The following is a 25978-nucleotide window of genomic DNA, read 5'->3' as shown; positions in this document are numbered from 1 at the left end:
GTTTGTAAGTGACATTACCGAGATGATCAAACTCAAAGAAGACGCACGACAAACGGAAGTACAGCTCCTGCAAGCTGAGAAGATGAGTTCGCTCGGTCAGATGGTGGCAGGGTTAGCTCACGAAATGAATACCCCACTTGGCTTCGTGCGCAATAACCTTGAGCTCTTGGAAGCCAAACACAACGAGGTGCGTGAGTTGATTGCTGCTTACGATAAACTGCGCTCGCAAATTATGTATGGCACACCGAACGACGTTGCCATGATGTTAGCTCAGATTGACCAACTTTCTCAAAAGGTCAAAAATCGTGTCTATGAACAAGCCCCATTGCTGTATCGTAATTCCATTGAGGGCATCGACCGCATTCAAGATCTCATCTTGAGCCTTAAGAATTTCTCGCGTGTCGATGAAGCCAACTTTAAGCTCACCAACATCAACGAAAATATTGAATCCACGCTCAAGATTGCTGGGCATCTCTTCAAAGGCGGTATTCAAGTCATCAAGGAGTTTGGTTCGCTGCCCGATGTTATGGCATATCCTGCCCAGCTTAATCAAGTGTTTTTGAACTTGATTACTAATGCCGTGCAAGCGGTCGATGAGCGCACTGGTCGGATTACAATTCGCACCATGCAGCAAGGCGATAGTGTTGTCATTAAAATAGCAGATAATGGCAAAGGTATTCCGCCAGAGAATCTTAAACGAATCTTTGAGCCCTTTTTCACGACCAAAGATGTGGGACAAGGTACAGGTTTAGGTCTTTCAATCGTCTATAAGATTATTGAGAAGCATAAAGGTAAAATTGATGTTCAAAGCCAAGTTGGTAAAGGCACAGAGTTCACGATTACACTGCCGATTAACCTGATGCAAACACCTGCGACGAAGAGCAGCACTTCACCTTTTGTAGAGTCTCCATTTTTGGAGTAAGACTTTGGCGCATTACTTCAGATTTTAGATAACTTTATTCAACAAAAACAGAATAGGCATTATGCTACAGCACCATCTTCTTTTTGTAGACGACGAGCCAATGATTCTGCATTCTCTTTCCCTTTTATTCGAGGATTACACCGTCTACACTGCGACCAGTGGTCAGCAAGGATTGGAGATTTTACAGCAGCATCCGATTTCTGTCATCATTAGTGATCAACGCATGCCGCAGATGACTGGGGTTGAATTTCTGCGTCAAGCTAAAGAGATTGCCCCTGACGCCATCCGCATTTTAATGACAGGCTATTCGGATTTGCAATCTATTATTGACTCAGTAAATGTTGGAGAAGTCTTTCGCTATGTTAATAAACCATGGCAAGCGGAGAAGCTAAAGGAAACAGTTCGCTTTGCTTGCAATGTTGCCGATCAGCGGCGCTCAATTACGAAAGGCAAGATTACTGTCCCACCCAGTAGTTTTACACTTGGTATTCCTGAAATTGAACACAGAAAGTCAGAATTTGAACTTTTATTTGTAGACAGTAACGAGTCGCATTTGCAGTCGTTCAAGGCATTTTTTGAGCCTAAGTACACTTGCCATACTACCAGTTCGCCCGAAGAGGCTATGCACACGCTGCGCCGCTTTCCTATCGCTGTACTGGTGAGTGAAGCAAACTTGAACGGCGTTGATGGCGTTGATTTTCTTATTGCTGCAAAAGCTGCACAGCCTGAAGTTGTTACAATTTTGATGACTGGCATGAAAGACGCTAGATCTGTTGTGCGTCTTATCAATGAAGGTCAGGTCTACCGCTATTTGGTAAAACCCTTTCCGCGGGAGTCTTTGCGCCTGACTGTTGAATCTGCCGTGATTCATTACAAGCTTTACCATGATCAACTTGCCTGTCGCGCAAAATTAAGCGAGCAGACCATATTTCCGCAAGTGCCACCTTTTTTAGGTAGCTCTGCTTCATTGCGTCAGAATTTTGTAGCAAGATCCGCTTAATTAGTTTACAACATTATTACGACCTAGGCATGTTACGAGCTTCTCGCTAAACACTGAAAGTGTCTTCTTCTTTAACTGTGTTTTGCAGTTTTTGCTGGTGTCCTTGCTATTCTTTTACGCTTCCTAAGGTCAAGCCACTGATTAAGTAACGCGAGAGGGCAATAAATAGGACAACTACGGGTATGCTTACTACAATTGCAGCAGCAGAGTAGAGTCCCCATGCCACTTCAAGGTCGCTTTGGAAGGCTTTTAAGCCCATTGGGAGGGTAAATAAACTGGGGTCTTGAATAAGTACAGCGGCAACAAGGTATTCACTCCATGCGGTCATAAATGAAAAGAGTGCGGTAATTACGAGTGCGGGCTGCGCCAGTGGGAAAATAATTTTCCAGAATGTTTGAATTTCTGTGCAACCATCGATTTTTGCGGCTTCTTCTAAGCTACGAGGGATTGTATCGTAAAATCCTTTCATCTGCCATACGCAAAACGGCAACGCTGTTGCAGTGTAGGCTACGATTAGCCCCGAATATGAATCGTAAATACCCAATTTAATAAGCATAATAAAGAGGGGCAAAAGCAGCATCGTTACGGGGAACATTTGTGTTGCAATCAGCAAAATCATTGCGGGATCGCGCCCAATAAATTTGTATCGACTAAACGCATAGCCTGCTGTTGATGCCAGTGCTACTGAGATCAGCGTTACCGTTAGCGTAACAAGTAAGCTATTGAATGTCCACCTTAAAAAAGGGTGCTTTGTGAAAATATCAATATAGTTTTGAAAGTTTGCGCCTTTGGGGATTAGTTCAAGACTTGAAGAAAAAAGATTATTGCTTGGTCGCAGCGAAATTTTGAAGACTTCTACAATTGGGAAAAGCGCAAAGAGACAGAAAAGAGTAAGGATGATATAAATCCCGATTTTTCCTATTGATGAAACATCCCTTGGATTTTTCATCTTTTTAAGCTCCTTTCACTCTTAGTAAATACTTTGAGCGGCTTTCGTTTTCTTGATAAAATTCCACCCAAATGCGAGCAAAATCGCAAAAATAATCATTGAGAATGCCGCTGCATAGCCTATTCTGAAGTAGTTCAAGCCGACTTTATATACCCAACTTACGAGAATATGTGTTTGGTCAGAAGGTTCTCCGCCATTACTGACAAGCCAGACCACATTAAAGTTATTAAATGTCCAAATTGTACCTAATGTAATTGCTGGAATCATAACAGGTTTAAGCAGTGGAATGGTGATATGACGGAGTTTATCATACCAATTTGCGCCATCAATCTCTGCGGCTTCATAGAGTGAATCAGGAATCGATTGTAAGCCGCCGAGTGCTACGACCATCATAAATGGGAACCCCAGCCAGATATTTGTAATTAGGCAGGCAGCAAACGCTCCCCATTCGGTGCTAAGCCATTGCACACGTTCTATACCAAGTGCTGCTAAAACTTGATTAACCGCACCATATTCTGAATTAAATAAGCCTCTCCAATTTAATGCAGTGATGTACTGCGGCACCGCCCAAGGAAGTATTAAAATCACACGAAAAAAGTTTTTTGCTTTAATGTTCTTATTGAGCAAAATTGCTAGGAATACACCGATTGTTACATGAAAAAAAACATTTGTTACTGTCCAGAGCACAGTCTTAAACAAGAACCACCAAAATTTTGAGTCTGAAAGCACGTTGATATAGTTGCTCAATCCCTTAAAGCGCCAATCCTGAAAGTGCTCAAGATTCATATTACTAAAACTTACAATAACATTGTAAATAAATGGATAGAGCACTACTGCGGTCATTACAAGTAAGGCGGGCAGTGCATAAAAATATGGAATAGCATTAAATTTTTCTTTTAGCGGTTCTGGTGTATTTCCGTTTTGCGCAGCCACACTTGACTTCGCTATACTTGCATTTTCTAATTTCGTAGTTACTTGCATACTACTCTTTCATTTCTTTAATAAGTTTGACAGCTAAATCTTGCATTTCCTTTGCCGCGTCGCTAGGTGATTTGCTACCATTGATAACGGCTTGATACGCTGGACGCATCGAATCCCAAATCACACGCATTTCACTGACTACAGGCATTGCTACCCCTACGCTCAACTGCTCAAATGAGCCACGCAAGATTTCATCTTCTTCTAAAATTGGATCACGGTAGGCTTCCACACGCGATGGAATAGAACCCGATCGCTTCGTATATTCCAGCATCACTTCAGGGCTGCACAAAAATTTTAATAACTTGCATGTGGCTTCCAACTTTTCCCCTTTTGTATTCACATTAATACTGTAGCCTCTTGGGGAAATCATCGGAGCTGGATAGTAGCCTGTTTCATCAATCATTGGAATTCTGGCTACGCCGAAATTAATTTTAGCTTCCCTGTAGCCTGCCCAAGCCCAAGGACCGTTGATAATCATTGCTGCTCTGCCTTCTTTGAACAGTGTATTTGCAGTATTGTAATCGCACTCTTGCGGAATAATTCCATGCTTATCTCTTAAGTCCTTGATGAGCTGCGCAGCTTTCACAGTTGCCTCACTATTTAATTTTGGCTCTGCGTTTTCATTCATTATGATTCCACCGTACCCTCCAAGAAAAGGTACAAAAAAATAGGGCTCAGTATAGTTCCACACCAACGCATACTGATCGGGTTTGCCATCACCATTTATATCCTTTGTAAAAGTCTTTCCCCATTCAATCAATTCATTCATCGTCTTAGGTGGGGTTGGAATCAAGTCTTTATTGTAGACCAAGCACAAATGATTGCCAATTTGGTCGCCGATTTGATACAAATGGCCTTCAAGAAATGTGTTTGCGGGAATGGGCTTTGTAATAAAGCTATCTAAAAAGGCCGGCTCAAACAAATTTTCCAGCGGCTGAATCACACCTAATTTTACAAATGGACCAACCATATCACTTGGTCCATAGACAAGTTCAGGACCAGAGCCGCCGAGCGCAGCAATCATAAAGTTTGTGCGAATAGGCTCAGTTTCATAAAAGAGTTCGCGAAATTTATACCCTTTTGCAGTGAGTTCTTTACCATCGGGGTGTTCCGTTGCAAATTTCTCCAGCATTTCTCTTAGGACATTGCGCTCTCCAGGGTTCATTTGCGTCCAGACTGTAATCACCTTTTCCCGCTCATTTGCACAACCAAACAACAATACCACCAAGATTAAGATCCACTTTCTTAAAGAAGGCACTTTTAAGCCTGCGCAAATGCTCCGCCACATGCTAGTTTTGAGAAAGGATGCAAAAGAGAAAATTCAGAAAGGCTCGGCATTCACCGAGCCTTTCAAGTCTTGCAGTGATTTACTTCACCAGCATCATCTTCATTGTTTGTCTGAAATTGCCGGCATTAATGCGGTAGAAATACATACCGCTCGAGAGTTGCGAGGCATTAAATTGCACGGTGTAAGTCCCCGCTGCCAAGCGTTGATTTAGTACAGTTGCGACTTTACGTCCTAACACATCGAAGACATCGAGCTGCACATTCTCCGTTGTTGGAATGGAGAAGCGGATTGTGGTGCTCGGGTTGAATGGGTTCGGATAGTTTTGCTCCAAGCGGTATTCACGTGCTACTGGTGCCGTCAGATCGCGCTCTGGGGCATTGAGTGTTTGATTGCCACCCCCGAACACTACACTAACCGTAGCGGTAGAGCCAATAGGAATTGTACTTGGGAATGTTGTCAAATAATCGGCTCCAACTATCCCTTCATTGTCTAAAAGCCCATTACTTGGTCTTGGGTCGTTGAAAATTCCTCTATAGAAAATTGCGAATTTGAAAGGTCCGAATGCAATCGAGCTTGCAGGAATGACTGCTTCATAGACACCCGGGGGCTGAGTACGGCTTGAATCTAAGAAAATAAAGCGCTGCGTTGACGGAATGGCTTGACTTGGTGGCGGTGGATTGGAATTACGTAAGAGTGAAGTATCATTCCAGTCAGGCCATGCCCCAAAGATACCTTCACCAGCAATGTATAGACCGTAGCGCAAGCCATTCAAGTTTCCAGTGAGCGCACCACTTGCACGCAGTGAATCAATGCTGCGACCTGCCAGCGTACGGCGACCACGCGTATCGAGCAACACGCGCACATTGAAGTTACGACTTACACGTATTGCAATCACTGGCTTGATTGGCGTCGGTGTTGCTACAAGGTCTGCTGTCCCCGTACCAAATTGCAGCGGACGATCGGGTCCGATTTCCCAGCCGCCATTTGTAAAGCGGTTCGCTGTGGAGCTGTAGGCTTTAAATTTCCATGGTACGGTCGTGTTTTCTTCTGCGGTGATGCTGATTGTATCGACAAAAGTGGTCGTCAATCCTACACGCCGTAGTGCTGGCGGGTTACCAGTCCAGCCTCTGAAGGGTCCGGTTACACCGATTGTATCACCCGCACCAAATCCTGCACCCAGCAGATCGCTCATATCCGCTTGGAAGATGACCCGACGGGTACGACGTGGTGCACCTTGTGAAGCATTATCGTTCCAATAGCGTGTTACGTTCAATGTTTCCGCTACAGCAGCTTGACGAAATTCTACCGAGCGATCTTCCCCATCTTCGTACACGAGCTGTCGACCTGCTGCAAGATTACGGTAAGTGAATTTGTAGCGAATGGTTCCAATGTTGATTGCGCCAAGTGGTCTCAGTGGACCTGTATAGACGGTATCATTGGCATTGTTGCTCACCACACCTATGCGTGTCGAGTCGCCCGGCTGTGAGTAGCGACCGCCTGCACCTGTGAAGATAAGCGCATACAGGGTATCATTTGGCTGAATTTCACCTGTTTGGCGCAAGCGCCGGATATTGACGCCAAAGCGCACGACATCTTGCTGTGCCCATATATCTGTAGCCAGCAGCAGCAGTCCCAGCAGTAAAAGTGAGTGGTACCTCTTGAACATAAGTTGCTCCATTAAGTTTTGGTTAAGAATTCAAAAAGTAATGTAGTATTGAACTTTCAAAGAACATAATTTGTTGATTGAAGTTAAGTTGGAATTTAGTTAAAACTCCAGACTCAGCGCAAACCATTGTGGCGGATTGAGTCGTCCAAAGGTTTGGTAGGTATAATCAAAGCGTAGGACGACCGTACTAATTGGATAGCGCAAGCCTGCACCGAAGGTCAAGCCTTTTTTCGCTTTCTTGTTCAAAGAGCGCATTGTAGCCCACGCGCACGAAGAAGATATCTTTCCATGCATATTCAGCGCCCGTGTTTAGTGTTTGCACATTGTCGAGCGGAATAGTGGTATCAAGGGCGAAAGATAATCGATTGGTCTCGTCACGCAATATGTCGTAGCTCACACCGATGCGGTAGATCAGTGGCAGGTTAAATTGATCGGTTAAGAGTCGTGCAGGCACGTTGCTATTGACGCCACGCTGTGTACCGCCCGTTTGATCGAAGTTAACTGTCAAGCCTTCGCCGTCTAAGCGCATTTGGGTGCCGAAGTTGCTGATGCTTGCGCCCAGTTTTAAGCCGTTGGGCAGCAGCCCTGTATCGTAGTAGAATCCTACATCCAGTGCAAATGCATTCGCGGTGGTTCGGAAAATTGATTGGCTTACAAACTTCAATGAAATCCCTACAGAGAAGCGGTCGCTAAGGCTTTTGCCCCAAGAGAGTTGGGCGGCAAAGTCACTGGCAGAAAAGGTTTCACCTGTTCCATCGGGGTTGGAGATTGTTGTTACTTCCATTGTGCCATAGTTCAGTGATGTGATGGCTACGCCAAATGTGCCGGCGACACCGGCGGGAATTGTTGCGCCTGCCCAATTAATTTGGGTATTTATCAGCCACTGTGTATGGGTGAAGCCTGCGCGAATTTTATCGCTGCGTACAATTCCAGCGGGATTCCAGTACAAGGCGGAGATATCGTCAGCTAGAGCTACAAATGCGCCGCCGAGTGCTGTGGCGCGTGCGCCCATTCCGATTCCCAGGAAAGGCGCTGCGGTTGTCCCATATTTTGATTGAGCTTGCACGCCTACTGCACACCAGAGGCTAATCAGGTAGCTACAGGCGCAGAGCATTGTTCTTAGAGTCTGCTTCATGATATATCTCCTTATTTAATCACAGCAAATTTGCCGGTTTTTGTGCCGATACCAGGGGCATCGATGTGATAGAGATAGACACCGAACGCGATGTCCAGATTTTCAGCGGTCTTCAAATCCCACTCGACTTGGGAGGTTGGATAAGAGAACGTGCCTACGCCTTCATTTTCGCGCTCACGTTTGCCAAAACTGCTGTTGCCATCAGGATTGTCGGCATACAGCGTGCGAATCAGTTCACCACGAATGGTGTAGATACGAATGGTCGAACGCAAGGGAACATTTTTGAAGAAGAGCTTACGTGCTGCTCTACCGCGTGTATCTGCACCGACGAGGTTGCCTTCCGCAGTGTTGGTTACGATATACGGGTTGGGGAACACTTTGACATTATCGAGTGCATTGCGTGTGCGTTCTTCATCTTCAGTTTGAGCTTTGAATTCTACTGTGAATCGATCGGCGGCAGTGATTGGTCGACGCGTGCGGATAAAGAGTGTATCTCCGGGTTTGGGAAAGTAACGTGCAGGCGAGATATTGATATTCCAAGAAAACAGTGTATCAAGCGCTGCACCTTCAGGTTGCTCGCAGATGCTGAGATTGACTCCAAACTCGCCAATCTCGCTGCCTGTCGCAGGGTCTAAGAAAAACCGCTCAGCTTGTCCTGTCAGAAGGTTAATGACTTGAAAGTTGGTATTGCGTGCTGGCAGGCTTGTTGGCACGCCATCTACAATCAAATTCACAGGGCTTGATCGTCCTGGGCGCATCACGATAGCATATTCTGCAGGCTTGCGAATGGCTCTGCCACGAATACTTGGTGCAAGCACTTGTGGGACAAAGGCTGTGAGTTTTGGCACTGTATCCTCAAAAATGACCCTTACACCTGGTACGCGCCAGAATGCCTGGTCAAGTCTGGTCTCTGGTGTATTAACAATGGTGAAAAATGCACCGATTTTGTCAATGAGTGCTGTCTCTTCGGTTGCGCGGTAGAAGAAATCGCCTTCTTGCGTTTGCTGGTACAGGGTTGGATCGCCTAAGAAGCGCTGAAAGACGCCGTTGATAATTCCACTTTGCGCCAGCAGTGTATCTGGACGAGAAGGGTTTGTGATGTCTAAGACGCGGAATGAACTGGTGCGCAGTTCTAGGGTTTCTTTGAAGTCAGCGGCATCCACAAGTCCATCGCCGTCATTATCGATACCGTCGTTGCTCGTGTCCTTGAACTCGACTTGAATACGGCGGTCGCGGTCGATTTTGCGAGGATTGATGAGTTCGTAGATAACACGTCCGGTGCTACGATTCAGCGCACTCGGACGCAGTGTATCAGAATCAGGCATGTTATTACGCAGCCCTGCTTGTGATGCGCGCGGTGTAACCGCCACGGTGTTTGGTCCAAGCAGCAAGCGTCCGCGTCCATCAATGAATCCACCAATGCTGTTTTCGCTTGGTGGAATTGCTGCGGCGGGGTTCGGGACGACAATCACAGAGTCGCGGCTGATGCGATAGAGGGTATCGGTTGGAATGTATCCGCGTGAATAGGCTGCCACAGCGTAGTAGTACGTGCGCCCATTTTCCACATCGGTATCCGTGAAAGTATGCGTGAGTCCTGTTTCTTTGCCCAAGTAGAATGCCACACCACGCGATTGTTCTGACAAGCCTCGTCCTACCAGTGGAAAATATCCAAAGACACCGTTGATTTTGTCGAACTGAGCAATTGGTGCTAGCCTAAAACGCTGTTCACCTTGTCCGCCAGAAATTACACGTGCATCATTAAACTGTGGGTCTGTGCTCTTGTAGATTTTGTAGCCCTCAAATGTAAAGGCTCTGGGGTCGCGCCGAGTGCCTTCTGCCCCGACAATGCGGCGGTTAATAAAGACATCGAAGTAATCTTCTGCCTCACTTGTCCAGTAGAGTGTTACACGCCGGTCGCCCGGAATAGCGGAGAGACGCGGAGCTGGACGCGGTGGACCTGCAAAGTTGTAGTTGTTGTCATAAATCTCCTGCACGATGTCTTTGTTAGTTAGAATCTCATCGGAGGTTTGACCAAAGACCAAGGCAACTGAAAGTCGTTCGGTTTGACCGCGCTTGAGTGGGAAGTAGCCCGTGCCATAGGTATAATCACCATCTTTTGGGGCAAGGTCGAGTGTATCAAAGACGCCGGGCGTTGTAACACGCCATAGGTCGTCGGAATTTCCCATTTGCGGTGAAGCCGAGAGATCAAACTTGTAACTGGTCAGTCCTATCTGGTCTGCTTCCACGACATCGGTGGCATCGAAGGCAGACTCGCCAGCCGTAGGTGTGGCATTGTTTTCTCCCCTATCATTTGTCGATGGTCTGCCGTCTGCGCCAACATCATCCAAGAGCGTCCAGTTGCCGTTATTATCCAAGCCGTCATCGCGCCGTTCATCGATCATGGGGAAGCGTGTCGGGTCATTGAGGTTCTCACCGCTGCGGGCGAGGTTAATGTAGTTGATGAAGCGTAAGGGTGGCAGTAAGACAATACGTGAGCGCCCTGTTACAATATCCGCTTCCAATCGCGTGCGGCGGAAATGCAAGCGATAATCTTCATCGACCACGCCGTTGAGGTTGTTGTCAATCAGATCGCCAGTAATTTCGCGCAAGGTATCGCCGACGGAAATTGTGCGTGTAATGCCTTGTGATGTAATGGTGATGCTACCTGATGCGGGCATGGTGATGGCGCGCCGCCAAGCCACTACGAATGGCTCAGTGTATCCTGCAGCAACTCGCGCTGGTGTTTGAATCAGCGTATCTGTGATGGTAATGAGAATATCGCCGCCACGAATCACTCTCGGCGCATTTTCACCTCGGAAAATCCCTCTCTGTACATCCGCTGTGAGCTCGTAAAAATCATAGCCCGTCGGTGAAATTTGTCCAACTGGAATTGATGCAAACTGACTGGGTACCCCTCGATTTGGAATCGCTGCTGGTCCTGTTCCAATTTTATCCCAATCATCATCGTTATCAATTCCATCGAAGGGATTACCCGGGCTTTCTAAGAAGGCAACACCCACATAGCCTACCGGGAAATTTCGATTCCACGCTCCATCAACGGCGGTTGGATCGGGGCGTAAGTTTGTCTCTGAAATAGGATTCCATGTGTAGGTAATTGAGCGGCTTTGGTCGAAGACGGAGACATTGCGTGTAAATTGTCGTCCCACGGCTGTACCGACCACTGAACCAAAGACCACCTTGTCATAGTCGTAGTCACTAATGTTTTTGACTTCGTAGAGCCAGAAGATATTGTCTTGTGCAAGGAAACTTGACCATTGCAACCCACGTCCTTTGACTTGGAAGCCTACGCCATATCGATTAGGGTCGGAGGTTGGTCGGAACCCGAACTCTTCGAACCAGCGTCGGTCAGTAGCATCATCGAAGACAAAGTAACTTTCTTGGTCGGCATTAAAGACGCCTCGTCCGAAATAGCCATTCCAGTCTGCGCGTCCTGTCGCTGGATTTATCCAAGTCGGCTGATCGGGCCAGCGATCGGGCCAAGAGGAAGGAATATGGCTCATGGCTGGAAATTCTTCTGCGGCATTGAAGAAGCCTTCAATCGGCTGCAAGCCCTCGAACTGTCCATTGACAATGCGATAGCCTCCGCCGCGTGGACCTTGATGCGTTGTAACATAGCGTGCGACGCTGGTAATATCGGCTGCGCGCTGACCATTGACAATGATATTCCGAATAGTTGTGCCTAAGCGTCCGCGTGGAATTGTGATGATTTGGTTATCGCGCAGGCGTCTGCCGGTTGTCGCTGTGGTGTCGTTGTTGGCATAAATCACGGTATCGCGAAATACCCGCTCGACCCCTAAGATGATATTGAGGTCGTAGATGTATTCGTTTTCGTCCACAGGCCATGCGCAGGTCGGTAAGAGCGGCGCAATAAAGGTTTTGCTGCCGATTAGTCCATCGTTCTGGAACTTGGTGCGTACGCGATTGCCATTATGCAAGCCCACGCGTCGATTCGCCCTGCTGCTGCGCAGGTTAAGTGGAATATCTTGGGCAAGTGCATTGATTGCCCCATCTGCTCCAAGTAGCAAGATTAGGAGCCACAGTGCGACACAAAAACATCGACACATTGTGGTGTTATCAGAGGTTGTGATTCTCATCGTCAAGAAATGATTGGGAAAACCAGTTTACAATGAAAAACTTGCACCTACGAGCACTTGACGTGGCGGTGCGAAGAGTTGTGGTCGGCGTTGATATTCATCTGGCGTATTGACCGTTGAGCGTACGCGCGTATTTTGAAAGATCAGATCTGGCGTCAGCAAAGCAAATGGATAATTGCCTGATTGGTTGCTAAAATCCAGTAGGTTATAGACCTGCACATAGACACTGACCTGATTTTTGCCCCACTCAAAGGTTTTCTGTGCGCGAATGTCTAAGGTGAAGGTCGCTGGGCGCAGGAGCGAATTGGTCACAATTTCACCACGGCTGCCACGGACCAAAATTGGGAACGGCGCATTAAGGTCTGGCGTAAAGGGGAAGCCACTGCCGTAGCGTGCAATAGCGCTGAGCAGCCAGCCATCGATGTCGAAGTTGCCTGTGAGGTTCAGTGTGTGTGTTTGATTCCAATCTAGCGGTACAAGTACAGTTGGCAAAGGCGCATTAGCTGCAAGTGCAAAGGCAGCTGCCGCTGGGTCAGAGGTATTGCCTTGTGCTACTTGGAACGTGTAGTCAATGCCAAAGTTAAAGAGGCGCGAGAAGCGTTTATCGATACGAATTGTCAGACCGCGCGTGAGTGCATAGTCCGTATTCACAAATTGCGTGTAAGCGCCTCTGTCAAAATACTCTCTTAGGAACGCGCTACCATTGAGGTCGCGAATATCATTGAAGTACAGCGCAATATCGACCGCAATATCTTCGCCAAATTGCTGCTGCAAACCCAGTTCTCCTTTAATGGTGCGCTGTGGTTTCAGGTCAGCATTGCCAAACGGACCACTGACACTGGCTGCAGGGTCGCGTCGGAAGAAAGGATTACGATACAGAAATTCAAAGTTAGGAATCTGAAAGACTTGTCCGAAGAAAAAGCGCAGCACACTTGTTTCTGCAATCGTGAATGCCACACCGAGCCTTGGGCTTAATTGCCATTTCAGACTGGCTCGCTCGAAATTGCGTTCTAGCAACTCTTGCCCATTGCGCACATAGATAGGTAAGTTTTCACGAATGTTTGGAATCACATTGCCTTGCGCGTCTTTGGGTAAATTTTCTGGACGTAGCGGGTCGTAGGGACTTGGATCAGTTGGGTCTTTTGGCACAAGTCCATCGGGATAGAATACATCTAAGCGCACGCCGAAATTGACGATAAACCGGTTGATTTCAAATTTATCTTGGACAAACGCCGCAAATTCAATTGGGCGACGGTCGTAGAAATCGTAGCCAGCTTCACCCAGTTCTGCCCGACGCAGGCGCAAGACACCAGTTTGTAGTGAGGACTCATCCAGAAACAGACTTGCGCTCTCGAGCCACAGGCGATGGAATTTGACATCAAACCCAGCTTTAACTAAGTTCTCCGTATTGACTTGCGAGGAAACATCGCCTTTGATGTTAATCGTGGTGGTAGAGCGACTGAAGTAGCCTGTTTGCGCGCCGCTCACAAGAAATTCCTGTCCAAAGTCTGCTTGTCCCGGACGGTATGCTCCGCCCGGAGTCAGATTATTGACACCCCAATCCAGATAGCGCCGGTCAATAGGGTCTTCGTAGAGAAAGTTTCGTTCATCGATATAGAGCACCGATGCTCCCAAGTTAAAAAACGTTAAACTCGACAAGGCTGAGGTGATGTTCAAAATGCCTGTATAAGAGCGACGGTAATTTGTTACAGTGGCATCTGGAATAAATTGCCAATCAAAGTCGAAGTTGCGAAACCGCTCATCGGAGAATTGGAACTGGGCGCTGATTTTTCCCACATCAGGCCTAAAGGTGAGTTTGGCTAAGCCCGAAAACTTACGGTAGGGGTTCATGGGCACAAACTCGCCGTTGCCTGTAGCAAACTCTCGGAAATTATCTGTAGCTTGACGCAGCACGCGATAGACACGAATGCCTTTTGTTTCCCGCTCCTGGTCGTTTCGTGGTGGGTCAGTCGGGTCAATTGGATAAAAGAAGAATTCATAGTTGCCCGGATTGCGCTGCCTATAGTTGGCAATAAGCTGATCGATTTCTTGTTGTGTGCGGGCTGTGCCGATAAAGCCACCAATTTGATTGCCCGTGAAAATACTGGGCGGCAAAATATCGCCTGCATTAAAGATGCGCTGCCCATAGAAACGTCCTTCATCTTCGAAGTAGCGCCCATTGACAAAAAATGTAACTAAGTCCTTTTGTCCACCGAAGAAATTTAGGGGTCCGCTCAAACTGCCTTGAATATCGCGCGATCCTACAGTTCTAATGTTATTGACATTCGGGAACAGTTCAGTGCGTGGCGTGAGGTAGCCCCCGAAGAAGGTTTGCAACGTGCCATCATACTCTGCGCCGCCTTCTTTGGTTACAATGTTCACAATAGCAGACAGCGCCTGCCCATACTCAGCATTGTAACCACCAGTGAGCAGTTCAAGTTCTTGAATAGCTTGCGACTCAATGCCAAGGTTATTGATACCACGCCCTTGATTACCGTCATAGACGTCGTTGACTGAGAAACCATCGACGATATACATCGCTTCGCCACGTCGACCGCCACGGAATGTGCCTCCAACTACACCCGCTTGAATTTCCAAGACTTGTGCAGGATTTTGAATCGGCAGTGTTTTAATCTCATCACTGCCTACTGCGGCACGTGTAGCCGTCATGTCTTTGATCACCAGATTTCGTTCAGCAGAAATCACAATTTCTTGCGCTTGCACACTCTCAATGCGCAGTTTGAAGTCGGCGCGTGTGGTCAAATCTACACTTACTTTGACATTGCGCAGCGTCGCCGTTTGATAGCCTACATACGTGCAGCGCAGTGTGTAGGTTCCAGGCGGCACATTAAGAATGACATAATCACCATCAACATTTGTCTTAGCCCCCAATTTTGTGCCCTCAATAGCTACACTTGCACCAATCAGCGGCTCATCGTTATCGGCATCGACAACCTTGCCTGCAATCTTACCAGTCGTGCCTAAAACCACCGTGCGCCCAATTGTAATCGTGATAGGGTTTTCCTTTGCAACTTCTTTTGCAAGAGCGGGATATGTCAAAAGCAAGAGATATGCGACAGCAATAAATGTGTGTGTTGTGTGTGTGACTTGGTATTTTTGCTTCATAGACACTGCCTTTCTTTCGCTTGAACATGCTGCATGTTCAGCGCAGCATGTTCAAAGTTAGCGTTGAAGCAGACCAGCAGACTCTGCTTCTCATTGTCGTTTTGTTTTGTTGAGCTTAAGTTGATCGCCGTGCTGCTCTTTAAGCAAGTGTCGCAGCAATCACAAAACTGTGCAAGGTTACACAAAAAAACTTTTTTCTACAAACACTTGTCACCATGCGGTCCAGCCACCATCCACAACGAGGTTTGCGCCTGTCATATAGCTTGAGGCATCGCTTGCCAGAAACACAATTGCACCCTTGTAATCCGTTGGCTGCGCCATTCTGCCAAGTGGGGTACGCTTTGAGTATTGCTTGATGAAAAAATCGTCTTGCATATTTTCTACGCCGCCGGGCGAGAGTGTATTGACGCGCACATGGCGCTCTCCCCAATATGCGGCAAGAAACCGTGTGAAAGCAATCACGGCGCCTTTGGTTACGGGATAGGCTGCAGATTTCCAAAAGGTCTGTGTACCATCTGGCTTTCTATAAATTGATTGATCTGGTGCGACAATGCCGTAGGTTGAAGCAATGTTGATGATGCTGCCTGTGCCGCGTTTCGCCATTTCCGTACCCAAAATCTGCGAGCAAAGAAACAGGCCTGTTACATTGACATCGAGCGACTTTTGGAACAATTCCAGAGGATAGTTCTCGAACCTGGAGAGTTCAGCTGCAGCGGTAGGGTTCTCAAACATATCGTTGATTGCAGCGTTATTGACCAGTACATCAATCTTGCCAAAGTGCGTCAAAATCGTATCGCGCAAGGCTCTGACAGAGTCAGGCTTGGTGATGTCAGCCCCGATGCCAATCGCAGCACAATACTGCTGCGAGAGTTCCTCTGCAAAGGCTTTCGTTGCAGCATCATTCAAATCTGTGACGACCACATTAGCGCCTGCTTCAGCTAGTGCATAACAATGCTGCTTGCCTAGCAAGCCTAATGCACCAGTTACGACGGCAACTTTCCCTTCCAGCGAAAAAAGTTTCATCTGCGTTGATGTTATCACTCCTTAAAAACGAGAAGCATAGCGCGCAATACACAAAACTTTGCGCGCTTTTCTCTCAATGCGCTGCAGGAAGATTGCCGCACATCCATATGTGGCATCTCTTCTCAAGCGTGCCTACGCTTACTTTTTATAGACAATTTTGCGAATGGTGTCGAACTGCAAGTATGGGTATTGTTTTTGTACATACTCAATTGCATCAGCAGCCGAGAGCTTTTGGTCTCTTGCCGCCTTGAAGAGCTGACGAATGTGGTAGTCGCGTAGTTGCTTTTCGTCAATGAGACGATTTTGGCGCAGTTTGATGAAAGCATCATCCGAGACAAGTTCTCTGATTGGATTACGCATAGTTACCTTCGGTTTTGGTTAAAGAAATTAAGCGTTTTACGCTCTAACTCATTTAGAAAGCTGTAGCAGTCTTCCGATGGTCGTTTGCGTTTATGTTTGTTTATGGACATTCTAGCTGCGTGCTTTTGCTGTTCTGTTATGTTTTAGCGGCAGCCAGTAGAATTCTGTCTAAGTAGAACTTTGTCTCGATATGCTTCAATACTTACAATTTTGTAGGATGCTGCTAAATTTATGAAAAGCTGTCTTGCCTGTCAAGCCGTGGCATGCTTTTTGTGATATGCGTCAAAGCGGTGTCTTCAGAAGCCTTGTCGCAATCTATCGCTCTCGCTTTCTAATCTATCGCGGATTTTAGAGGCGGCTTTTCGTAATGCTGCTGGAATATCATCCTTGTTATCGGTCATTTCCAGTGCTGTAACAAGGTATCGCTGCCGCACGGGGTCAATCGCTTTGAGGTCAATGGTGTAAGTATTGCCGATTTTTTTGATGAGCCCTGTAACAATCACATCAACTTTGTTTGTGCTGGCAATCTCCATTGCAAGCTCTTGGTTGATGCGCTTTAATTTTTCTTTTCCTAACTTTTTTGCTTCGCTTTGCATTTTTGCCTCAGTCATCACTTCCAAATCGTGTGAATCATCTAGGTCGGAGCGCAAAATCGTGCCAAGTTGCTTTTCCAGACGTCCAATTCCGGTTTCATTCACGAAATCCGCTACGACGACCATGAGCTCACGTTTTTCACTTTTGCCTTGTAGCGCCTTTGAATAAAGCAAGCCCCCCATGAGTAAGGCAACGACAAACAGCGTTGCATACTGCACCTTACGCTGGCGCATGTAAAATTTTATTTGTGTCCAAAATACACTAAGGCTATCGCTGCTTCTGGGCTCAACTTTGTAGATTGCAATGCCCGTTGCAATGTTTTTTAGATCGCCTTTGCCAAGTTTAATAAATCGTGCATCGATTTTATTTATCACCTGTCGGCAGACATCTTCGGAAATTGCAATTCCATTTGGGTCGGCAATGGTATGGATTCTGGCAGCGATATTGACTCCATCGCCATAGACATCACCGCTGCGGTGCACCACGTCGCCCAGATGAATGCCAATGCGCACTTTGATTTGCACAGTCTCAGGAGACGCTGCGTTATACTCAAGCAAGGCTTTTTGGATATCGAGGGCACAATTGACTGCATCAAGCGCATTATCAAAGGCGACAAGGAAAGCATCGCCAATGGTTTTTATCTCTACCCCGTTATGTTTGGTGAAGAATGGTCTCAAAATACGGCGATGTTCATCGAGAAGTTCTAAGGCAAGCTTTTCATTTTTCTGCGTCAGTGCACTGTAGCCTACCATATCGGTGAACATAATCGCCGACAGCTTACGCTGCTCGCTTTGCGCAAGCGCAGAGGGTTCATTTTGTCTCACAACTACACGATGCGTTTTAGGCATGCCTTTAGAATTTGCAAGCCGGCTTTACCAAGTGCTTGTGCCTAGAAATTTCAGAAACTTTATTCAAACATCCAACTTGCAGACTTGCGTGTGTTACACAATTACTCAAAGTTTAAGAGACCTTGCACGTTGTTGTCCAGCCCCTTATCTTTCCTCTTTATCTTGCCGAAAAAATCGTATCTTCCGACTGTTACGAACAGCAAGCCCTAAACCAAGACGTTTGCCGTTTTTTTCCAATGTAGTTTTTCAATCCTAACCTACCCAAAAGGAGTAACCGCTATGGCACTTAAAGTTGGCATCAACGGGTTCGGTCGCATCGGTCGCTTGGTGTTTCGAGCGCTCGCCGAAGAAGGTCATCTTGGCAAAAACATTGATGTTGTTGCCGTAAACGACCTTGTTCCCGCCGATAATCTCGCCTATCTCTTGAAATACGATTCCACACAAGGTCGTTACAAAGGCAGTGTTTATAGTGAAAAGTCTAATCCGTCTTTAGCTGAAGATGACCTGCTCGTCGTCGATGGTCATAAAATCAAGTGTCTTGCCATAAAAGATGGACCTGCAGCAATGCCATGGAAAGATTTGGGCGTAGATATCGTCGTCGAATCTACAGGACTTTTTACCGACGCCGAAAAAGCAAAGGGACACATTAGCGCTGGTGCCAAGAAAGTGATTATCTCTGCGCCCGCAAAAGGCGAGGACATCACGATTGTCATGGGTGTCAATCACGACAAGTATGATGCCTCAAAGCACTCGATTATCTCCAATGCCAGTTGCACGACAAACTGTCTTGCACCTATGGTGCATGTCTTGCTTAAAGAAGGCTTTGGTATTGAGGAAGGTTTGATGACGACCGTACATTCTTACACTGCCACGCAAAAGACTGTTGATGGTCCTTCAAAGAAAGACTGGAAAGGTGGGCGCTCAGCCGCCATCAACATCATTCCTTCTACAACTGGCGCTGCTAAAGCCGTTGGCTTAGCTATTCCCGAAGTTAAAGGCAAACTCACAGGCATGAGTTTTCGTGTCCCAACCGCAACGGTCTCCGTCGTTGATCTTACCGTGCGCACCGTCAAAGAGACAAGCTACAAGGAAATCTGCGAAGCTATGAAACGCGCCAGCGAAACCTACCTTAGAGGCATCATGGCTTACACCGAAGATGAAGTTGTCTCATCTGATTTCATTCACGATCCGCATTCATGCATCTTCGATGCTGGCTCGGGCATTGAACTCAATAGCCGTTTCTTCAAACTCATCGGCTGGTACGACAACGAATGGGGATATTCGCATCGCGTCGTTGACCTCATCAACCACATCGCCAAAGATTAGCGCTGCGTTGTATTGTCAAGCTGGGCGGCTTTGCATAGTGCAAGCCGCCTTTTTACTTCCTTGTGCTAACCTGCCTTAGTACATACAGCTTTTTCAATCATGTCTCGATAGTGATTCGGCTTTTCTACCAATCCGCCGCACAATTTCAACGCTAACTCCGGTCGGCTCACTTTTCGCCTTAAGAGCCCAATAAACTCCGCAACGGCAGTCGCTTCGCTTTCAAGAATCGCCTGCGCCGTAGGGTTGCCTTTGGCTGCAAGTCTGATAACCGCTGGCGCCAGATTTTGCACAGGCAGTTGCTCTTGGTAGACTTTCCTCAATGTCTCTTCACGGTCTTTGAAATAGCGACGCATTGTGCCGCAAAACTGTTCATCTTCAAAGAAGCCATCGAGTGCGCGCAAGTAGTGCAAAATTGCCGCCATGCCAATTGCTATGCCGCTCCCTCTATCCCCAATCCAACGTCCGTAGCCACCTACTCTTACACTTTTTTTCGTCTACTTTTGCCGCAAATACTGACCCTGTGCCCAGTATAGCGACCATGCCATCTTGGTTAGGAAAATGCAGCTCAAGTTGCAGTTCCCAATCGTTCATGAGGCGAAGGGTTTTGCCTTTGAGTGCGTTGAGCCGTTGCAGTGCATGTTGCAAGTTGTGTTTTTGCACCTCGTCTGAGAGTCCTGCAAGTCCAAGCAGTATGGTATCGGACTGCAGCACGTCTTGCAGTTCGGTGAGTGTCTTCAGCAGATGCGTGCGCGAATTTATTTGCACATTAAAATTCCCTACCACACGCTTTAGGCAGCGCAGCGCACCTTTTTGGGAACGCTTCCAGATTTTCAAGGCTGTGCCGCCCGCATCAATAATGAGCATGTCGGTCACTGCACTGAAACTTGAGCCAAACCGCAAGTATCCTGCGCACAGTGTCTGAGCACTGTAACTTCAGCTGTTATGGCATTATGTTCTGCGCAGTGCGCGCAGCTGTGCCAGACGGTTGCCATTATAGATTTTTCGGTTGAATGTATTGCCTTTGCACGGATTAGAAAGTTCTTCGCGCTGCGGAATAGGCTCGCCGTAAAGATCGCACATATGCACTGTGGGGTTATAGTTGGTGCAAAACGGACATGCCGCAGCAATGTGAATGTGCGCGATAATTTTTCCGCTTGTATCGCGTAAGGCGTCTTTTGCCCATTGTGGCGCAAGTGAGTTTGTAGCACTGGTGTCAGTCAAGCGGCTTTGCGATTGCTCTAAGGTCGCAGAATCGCGGCGGGAAAATTGAAACATAATTACTACAAGGTTTGGTTAGAGAACTATGCGCTTCACGGCGTGTGAGCAATGAAACTTAGCCATTTTCATTTGGATGCGCAACATGCCCTGTACCCCAAACGCTCACAAAGCCCCACGCCAAGAAAAAAATTTGGATGAAGGCTATCGGCGTTTGCATATTTGCTGCAATTTTTTTTAAACCTCAACCTTCAAAGGAGCACAAAATGTATCGCAGTTGCATAACGAACCTACACATTTGCAAAGCCAATTGTTGTAAGAACGGTGTTTGGGTCGATGCTGAAGAAGCGAAAGAAATCGAGCGTCAGGTGCGCCAGAGTCCAGAGCTTGCCGACTTGCACGATAAGGTTTTGTGGAGCGAAGAAGACGATGATGTCGATTACTTTCCTTCAGGGAAAGGTGTTGGTACAGCACTGAAGACACCTGATGGTCCTTGTATTTTTTTAGGTGAGGATTACAAATGTCGAATCTACAAATTTCGTCCGCACTTTTGTGCCGATTATCCCATGATGCACCCCATTGCCACGAGCGATAAACCCGTGTTGATTGATAACATGTTTGAATCCATGCCGGAGTGTATCTACCACGATATGCTCAAAGCCACGCTCAAGTCGATTGAGGAAGAAAAAGCTGCAGAATCACAAGCGCAAGCGTAGTGAGTCTATCTCAAGCATGTGCTGAGCCAGCGCAAGTTTTGCATTTTTGCGCCCGACGTTTTCTGCCTTGCTTAGCCCTGTGGCTTTAAGCGCCAGCGCATCTTCTACTTAGGGGGATGACTTTGCGATCAAGGTTTGCACGCGACGCAGTTTTTTGCGTGGCGCAAGTTCACTTTCATAGACGCGCTTGATACCATCGCCGAGCGATTTTTCTATGTCGCGAATGTTGGAGACGAGTCGCATCATGCCTTGAATTTCAACAGAGGCAGCTTGGTCGGTGCCCCACATGGCACGGTCAAGCGTGATGTGGCGCTCGACGAATGTCGCCCCCAGTGCCACAGCCGCCCATGTTGGTGCAAGCCCCGTCTCATGTCCAGAGTAACCAATTGGACACATCGGATACTTGGCTTTCAAAGTATGAATCACGCGCAGGTTTAATTCTTCAGGCGCACAAGGATAAGTTGAGGTTGCGTGCGCAATAAGCAGGTTTTCTGTACCTAAGAGCTCAACAGCAGCTTCGATTTCTTCCATGGTCGACATGCCTGTCGAGAGAATAATTGGCTTGCCTGTCGCACGCGTTTTTCGCAGCAAGTCCGCATCGGTCAGTGAGGCTGACGCAATTTTGTAGCATGGTGGATCAAACTGCTCCATGAAATCTACGGCACGCTCATCCCAGCACGAAGCAAACCACATAATGCCCCGCTCTTTGCAGTGGCGATCAATTTCTGCGTATTGTTCTTCATTGAACTCAACTTTGTAGCGATACTCAATATAGGTCAAGCGTCCCCAAGGTGTATCGCGCTCAATGTGCCATTGGTCTTTGGGCACGCAAAGTTCGGGCGTACGCTTTTGAAACTTGACAGCATCGCAACCTGCCAGAATTGCGCCATCAATGAGTTTTTTTGCCAGCTGAATTGAGCCGTTATGATTAATACCAATTTCCGCTATCACGAATACTGGCTCACCATCACCGACTTTGCGATGTCCAATTTGCACGGTCGCCATAGTTTTTTTGAATGTTTTGATTAAGAAAGTTTTGCGTTAGGTTTTGCAATGCTCTGCGCGTTGCTGGTCCCTTTGAGCATTGCGCACTTCTCACCTTTTGCCGCAGCGATCTCGTGCTGCGGTTCGTTAGAGCTGTAAGTTAGATGTTTTTACTTAAAATTTGCTAATTCTTCTTTGAGCTGGTCAATAGCTTTGACAGGTGTCGGATCAATGTTGCTCATCAGCGCAAGGTAGTAGCTGGTCCAATCGCCCAGCAACACCAGCGAGAACATGCGTGTCAGAAGTGAATTGCCTTCGCTTTCCACATGAGAAATACTCTTAGTGTATTTTTTGACGATAAGGTTGGTGACTTTCATGCGCAGCGCTGTGCGTGGGTGGTCATCTCTATCATGCAGAAAAATGACGTGTAAGCGTTTGAGCAGATTCTCATTGAGTTTCCAGCCAACAAGTTCATTGTGATTGAGTTCAGGCAAGACGTTGGCGTAGGAGAGTGTTTTTGCGTTTTCGCAGATTTGACCTTTCCAGCGCGCGCCTACGGCACTTGTGAAATCATCGCTGGTGTAGATAATCGGCATTTTTCCGACCGACTTACGCGCTAGTTCTATTGCAAGGTTATGCTCGTCTTTGAAGTCAGCGTATCGTGCTGCGGCATCTTTGAGGTAAGCTACAGTTTCGGCGATAGCATCGCTTTTATCCGTTGAAAATTCAAACTCTGTGAAAATGCGAAGCATTGCAGCAAAGGAAAATCCAACCGCTGTGCGTGGCGGATAGCCATCAGGAATTTTCAGCGCATAGTGTCCATGCGACTTTGCAAGTCTTAGCACTTCACCACCAGAAGAGACGCAGCATATTTTCGCTTTTTTTTGGATGGCTTGTTGGTAAGCAGAAAGTGTCTCTTCTGTGTTCCCTGAATACGATGAAATCAGCACCAGTGTGGTATCACTAACAAATTCAGGTAGAGTGTAGTTGCGATTGATGAGAATTGGTACAGGACATTCATCGCTGAGATAAGCTCGGATCAAATCGCCGCCAATAGCTGAGCCGCCAAGACCTGCAATGACTACACTTTTGATGCGATCTTTTCGTGGTCGTGAGCGTGGATTGAGTGTCTCAAACTCGGTTTCAAACTGCGCATAGAGGTTTTGCAACTTCTCGCGCATGTGGCTGCGATCGTATTTCTCAATGAGTTTTGCAGAGATTCTTTCCATCTTGATGCAGCTTATCGTCGTTGAAGGCGTTTGAGCATGGCTTTTGCAAGATCAAGATCTTCTGGTGTTGTGATTTTGAGGTTGTGATAGCCTGTCTCAAAAATTTTGATAGGTTGATCTGGGAAAAATTTTTCTATCAGGGCGGCGTCGTCGGTAGCGTAGAACTTTTCTTTTTGTGCGGCACGATGTGCGGCAATGATGAGCTCAGCATGAAAGCCTTGTGGTGTTTGCACTTGCATGAGTGTTGTGCGGTCGAGTGTTGCACCAAAGCAACCGTTTATTTTGTCAATCAGTTTGATCGTATCTTTGGGTTTTGTGGCTGGCACGGCTGCCCCGAATCTGCAAGCCAGTTTTGCGATACGGTCAATTTCATCGGGTTGGATAAATGGTCTGGCGCCATCATGAATGAGCACCACAGCACGCTGCCGCTCCCGTCGATGCAGCGCCTCAATTTCAGAGGCAAGATGCTCCAGCGCATTGTAGATGGAATCTTGCCGCTCCTCACCGCCCGGCACAACCGCACACACTTTTGAAAATCCTTCTTGCTTCACTAGTTTTTTTAGCCGCTCAATATCTTCTTGGCGCGTCGCTACGGCTACACGCTGAATCGTTTTTGCCTCCTCAAAGGCCTTCAAAGCATAGTAAATTACAGGATGTCTGCCTAGTCGAAGATACTGCTTGCTCTCGCCTGACCTTAGTTTCATTCTTTTGCCTAATCCACCTGCGGCAATGACGCTATATCCATGCATAACTTTTTTGGAAGTTCAGCTTGAATCTGTGTCAGTAAATCAGCATAGCGTCGCCGTAAGCCAGAAACTTATATCCCGTCTTCAAGGCTTGCTTATAGGCTTTCATCAGAAACTCGTGTCCTGCAAACGCGCTTACTGCCATAAGGAGTGTGGTCTCAGGCTGCTGAAAGTTCGTAATGAGCATATCGACTACCTTGAAGTCATAGGGCGGATAGATGAATTTGTCCGTCCAGCCTTCACCGAACTTGATGCGCCCTTCGACCGTTGCATTGGCTTCCAAGACGCGCAAGACCGTTGTACCCACGGCGACCACACGCCCAGAGCGCTCGGTTTTGACCTCGTTAATGCGCTGCGCGGTCGAATAAGGCAAATTGTAGTATTCTGAATCCATCTTATGCTTAGAAATATCTTCCACTTCGACAGGTCGAAAGGAACTCAGACCGGGGTGCAAGGTGAGTGAGAGAATTTCCACACCTTTACGTTTGATTTTGGTCAGCAGTTCGGTGGTAAAATGCAATCCAGAGGCAGGTGCAGCGACTGCGCCTGGGACGCGCGCATAGACGGTTTGATAGCGCTGCTTGTCTTTTTCGTCAGGTTCGCGCTTGATGTAAGGCGGAATGGGCATATGCCCAATGCGCTCTACGATTTGGAAAATATCAACGTCCGGATTCAGAAAGCGGATGGTGCGCCCGCGCGATGTGGTGTTATCGACAACTTCGGCGACAAGGTCTTCAGGGAAATAGATTTTATTGCCGACGCGCACTTTTCGTGCTGGCTCTACCAGCACATCCCATAGCCCTGTTCGCTTGTTGAGTTCGCGCAGTAAAAAGACTTCAATTTTTGCAGAGGTTTTTTCTTTGTGCCCGTACAGTTTAGCTGGAAACACTTTTGTGTCGTTGAGCACAAGCACGTCGCCTTTTTGCAGATAGTCCAAAATGTCGGTGAATACTGCGTCAGTGATGCTTTTTTTGCGGCGATCAAGTACCATCATTTTACACTTGTCGCGCGGTTCTTTTGGCACGGTTGCAATTGCGCTTTTTGTAAGAGCGTAACGAAATTCAGAGAGTCTCATCTCGGTTGCAGTGGTTTTGGAAAATGTTGTTTTAACTCTCTTGACAGAGGAGAACCTTTCACTGACGTTCGTGCATTCGGAGGCGCGTATCCACGGGTTTTTCTTTGCAAGACTGTGCTTGCAAATTTGCATTTTTGCGTGTCGGCATTAGCCCAGTTATCATTGGTGCGCTGCGTTCCTAAAAAGGGGCGAAAGATATGAAAAAAGAACCGTTTATGCAAGTTCAAGCCTGATGCTGGGGAAGTGCATAGTTCCTACTTGCCGCACAACATCATTGTAAGCTTTGTCGTCCTTATAAGACAGAAATGTCGGTGGGGCATAACGCCACGCCCCACACCTCGACACATCTTTATACGCGCCGCTCTGAACTTACTTGGTAAGTTTAGCAATTTCCTCAATGAGCGCAGGAGTGTTAGTGGTTACTTCTTCCAAATTTGTTTTGTACTGCTCAATGGCTTTTCTGGCAGCATCCAAATCCAGTGATGAAAAGTCATCGGCGGGGTTGAGTCCTGAGAGTTGCTTTAGCATATCGCTGGCTTGCTCGTTGTCCTTATTAAGCATTGCAGCAAGTTCTTTGAGCAGCGTCTCGAAGTCCATTAACTCTTTAGCTTTCTCACCGAGATCTTTGGCAGCATTACTGGCAAAACTGCCCGGGTTTTTGCCGTATTTGCTTACCAAAA

General features: G+C 47.1%; 22 protein-coding genes. 4 read left to right on the top strand and 18 right to left on the bottom strand.

The window, feature by feature from the left end:
• Positions 1-22: 22 nt before the first annotated feature.
• Both CMR00_10920 and CMR00_10915 read left to right on the top strand, forming a co-directional pair.
• Positions 23-922: a hypothetical protein gene (locus CMR00_10920; protein PIO47358.1), complete on the top strand. Its 900-nt coding sequence runs from the start codon at positions 23-25 to the stop codon at positions 920-922.
• A gap of 61 nt (positions 923-983) precedes the next feature.
• The gene (locus CMR00_10915) at positions 984-1922 is read left to right on the top strand and encodes a hypothetical protein (protein ID PIO47357.1); all 939 of its coding nucleotides are present in this window, start codon (positions 984-986) and stop codon (positions 1920-1922) included.
• Between the two features lie 106 nt (positions 1923-2028).
• On the opposite strand, the gene CMR00_10910 is transcribed toward CMR00_10915, so the two are convergent.
• The 10 genes from CMR00_10910 to CMR00_10865 form a co-directional block, all read right to left on the bottom strand.
• Complete coding sequence (locus tag CMR00_10910; GenBank protein PIO47356.1) at positions 2029-2871, bottom strand: ABC transporter; 843 nt, start codon at positions 2869-2871, stop codon at positions 2029-2031.
• Between the two features lie 21 nt (positions 2872-2892).
• On the bottom strand, positions 2893-3852 hold the full coding sequence (locus CMR00_10905) for an ABC transporter permease (GenBank protein PIO47355.1): 960 nt from the start codon (positions 3850-3852) through the stop codon (positions 2893-2895).
• A 1-nt stretch (position 3853) separates the two neighbouring features.
• Positions 3854-5140 carry an ABC transporter substrate-binding protein gene (locus CMR00_10900; GenBank protein PIO47354.1) on the bottom strand — a complete coding sequence of 429 codons (1287 nt, stop codon included), beginning with the start codon at positions 5138-5140 and terminating at the stop codon, positions 3854-3856.
• 79 nt (positions 5141-5219) lie between these two features.
• A complete protein-coding gene (locus tag CMR00_10895) occupies positions 5220-6818 on the bottom strand; it encodes a hypothetical protein (GenBank protein PIO47353.1) in 1599 nt (532 codons plus the stop codon).
• A gap of 175 nt (positions 6819-6993) precedes the next feature.
• On the bottom strand, positions 6994-7818 hold the full coding sequence (locus CMR00_10890; GenBank protein ID PIO47352.1) for a hypothetical protein: 825 nt from the start codon (positions 7816-7818) through the stop codon (positions 6994-6996).
• 134 nt (positions 7819-7952) lie between these two features.
• A complete protein-coding gene (locus tag CMR00_10885; protein ID PIO47351.1) occupies positions 7953-11987 on the bottom strand; it encodes a hypothetical protein in 4035 nt (1344 codons plus the stop codon).
• 96 nt (positions 11988-12083) lie between these two features.
• Positions 12084-15182 (bottom strand): hypothetical protein, encoded by a 3099-nt coding sequence (locus tag CMR00_10880; GenBank protein ID PIO47350.1) that lies wholly within the window; start codon positions 15180-15182, stop codon positions 12084-12086.
• A gap of 210 nt (positions 15183-15392) precedes the next feature.
• Positions 15393-16205, bottom strand: coding sequence for a short-chain dehydrogenase (locus tag CMR00_10875; GenBank protein PIO47349.1), 813 nt, complete (start codon positions 16203-16205; stop codon positions 15393-15395).
• A gap of 138 nt (positions 16206-16343) precedes the next feature.
• On the bottom strand, positions 16344-16565 hold the full coding sequence (locus CMR00_10870) for a hypothetical protein (protein ID PIO47348.1): 222 nt from the start codon (positions 16563-16565) through the stop codon (positions 16344-16346).
• Between the two features lie 296 nt (positions 16566-16861).
• On the bottom strand, positions 16862-18007 hold the full coding sequence (locus CMR00_10865) for a hypothetical protein (GenBank protein PIO47347.1): 1146 nt from the start codon (positions 18005-18007) through the stop codon (positions 16862-16864).
• Positions 18008-18286: 279 nt separating this feature from the next.
• Here CMR00_10865 and gap point away from each other — a divergent pair, with 279 nt between their 5' ends.
• Positions 18287-19333 carry a type I glyceraldehyde-3-phosphate dehydrogenase gene (gap, locus tag CMR00_10860; protein ID PIO47346.1) on the top strand — a complete coding sequence of 349 codons (1047 nt, stop codon included), beginning with the start codon at positions 18287-18289 and terminating at the stop codon, positions 19331-19333.
• Between the two features lie 65 nt (positions 19334-19398).
• Here the strand turns inward: gap and CMR00_10855 are convergent, their stop codons facing one another.
• The 3 genes from CMR00_10855 to CMR00_10845 all read right to left on the bottom strand — a co-directional run bounded on the left by CMR00_10855 (position 19399) and on the right by CMR00_10845 (position 20608).
• The gene (locus CMR00_10855; protein PIO47345.1) at positions 19399-19788 is read right to left on the bottom strand and encodes a hypothetical protein; all 390 of its coding nucleotides are present in this window, start codon (positions 19786-19788) and stop codon (positions 19399-19401) included.
• Complete coding sequence (locus CMR00_10850) at positions 19778-20197, bottom strand: hypothetical protein (protein ID PIO47344.1); 420 nt, start codon at positions 20195-20197, stop codon at positions 19778-19780. Before CMR00_10850 ends, CMR00_10855 begins: the two co-directional genes overlap by 11 nt.
• A gap of 84 nt (positions 20198-20281) precedes the next feature.
• Positions 20282-20608 (bottom strand): hypothetical protein, encoded by a 327-nt coding sequence (locus CMR00_10845; GenBank protein ID PIO47343.1) that lies wholly within the window; start codon positions 20606-20608, stop codon positions 20282-20284.
• 137 nt (positions 20609-20745) lie between these two features.
• On the opposite strand from CMR00_10845, the gene CMR00_10840 reads away from it, so the two are divergent.
• Complete coding sequence (locus tag CMR00_10840; GenBank protein PIO47342.1) at positions 20746-21264, top strand: hypothetical protein; 519 nt, start codon at positions 20746-20748, stop codon at positions 21262-21264.
• A 108-nt stretch (positions 21265-21372) separates the two neighbouring features.
• Here CMR00_10840 and CMR00_10835 read toward each other — a convergent pair whose 3' ends face one another.
• The 5 genes from CMR00_10835 to CMR00_10815 form a co-directional block, all read right to left on the bottom strand.
• A complete protein-coding gene (locus CMR00_10835; GenBank protein PIO47341.1) occupies positions 21373-22269 on the bottom strand; it encodes an N-acetylneuraminate synthase in 897 nt (298 codons plus the stop codon).
• Between the two features lie 149 nt (positions 22270-22418).
• Positions 22419-23477 (bottom strand): bifunctional phosphoglucose/phosphomannose isomerase, encoded by a 1059-nt coding sequence (locus tag CMR00_10830; protein ID PIO47340.1) that lies wholly within the window; start codon positions 23475-23477, stop codon positions 22419-22421.
• Between the two features lie 11 nt (positions 23478-23488).
• Positions 23489-24226 (bottom strand): 2-C-methyl-D-erythritol 4-phosphate cytidylyltransferase, encoded by a 738-nt coding sequence (gene ispD, locus CMR00_10825; GenBank protein ID PIO47339.1) that lies wholly within the window; start codon positions 24224-24226, stop codon positions 23489-23491.
• 31 nt (positions 24227-24257) lie between these two features.
• Positions 24258-25298: a tRNA preQ1(34) S-adenosylmethionine ribosyltransferase-isomerase QueA gene (locus CMR00_10820; GenBank protein ID PIO47359.1), complete on the bottom strand. Its 1041-nt coding sequence runs from the start codon at positions 25296-25298 to the stop codon at positions 24258-24260.
• A 369-nt stretch (positions 25299-25667) separates the two neighbouring features.
• Positions 25668-25978, bottom strand: a 311-nt coding sequence (locus CMR00_10815; GenBank protein PIO47338.1) for a hypothetical protein, incomplete at its 5' end; no start/stop codon positions are given.

This window comes from [Chlorobium] sp. 445, from assembly GCA_002763895.1.
Classification (GTDB): Bacteria; Bacteroidota; Chlorobiia; order Chlorobiales; family Thermochlorobacteraceae; genus Thermochlorobacter.
Note: the sequence above shows the minus strand (reverse complement) of the source record. Positions and strands in the feature narration are given on the sequence as shown.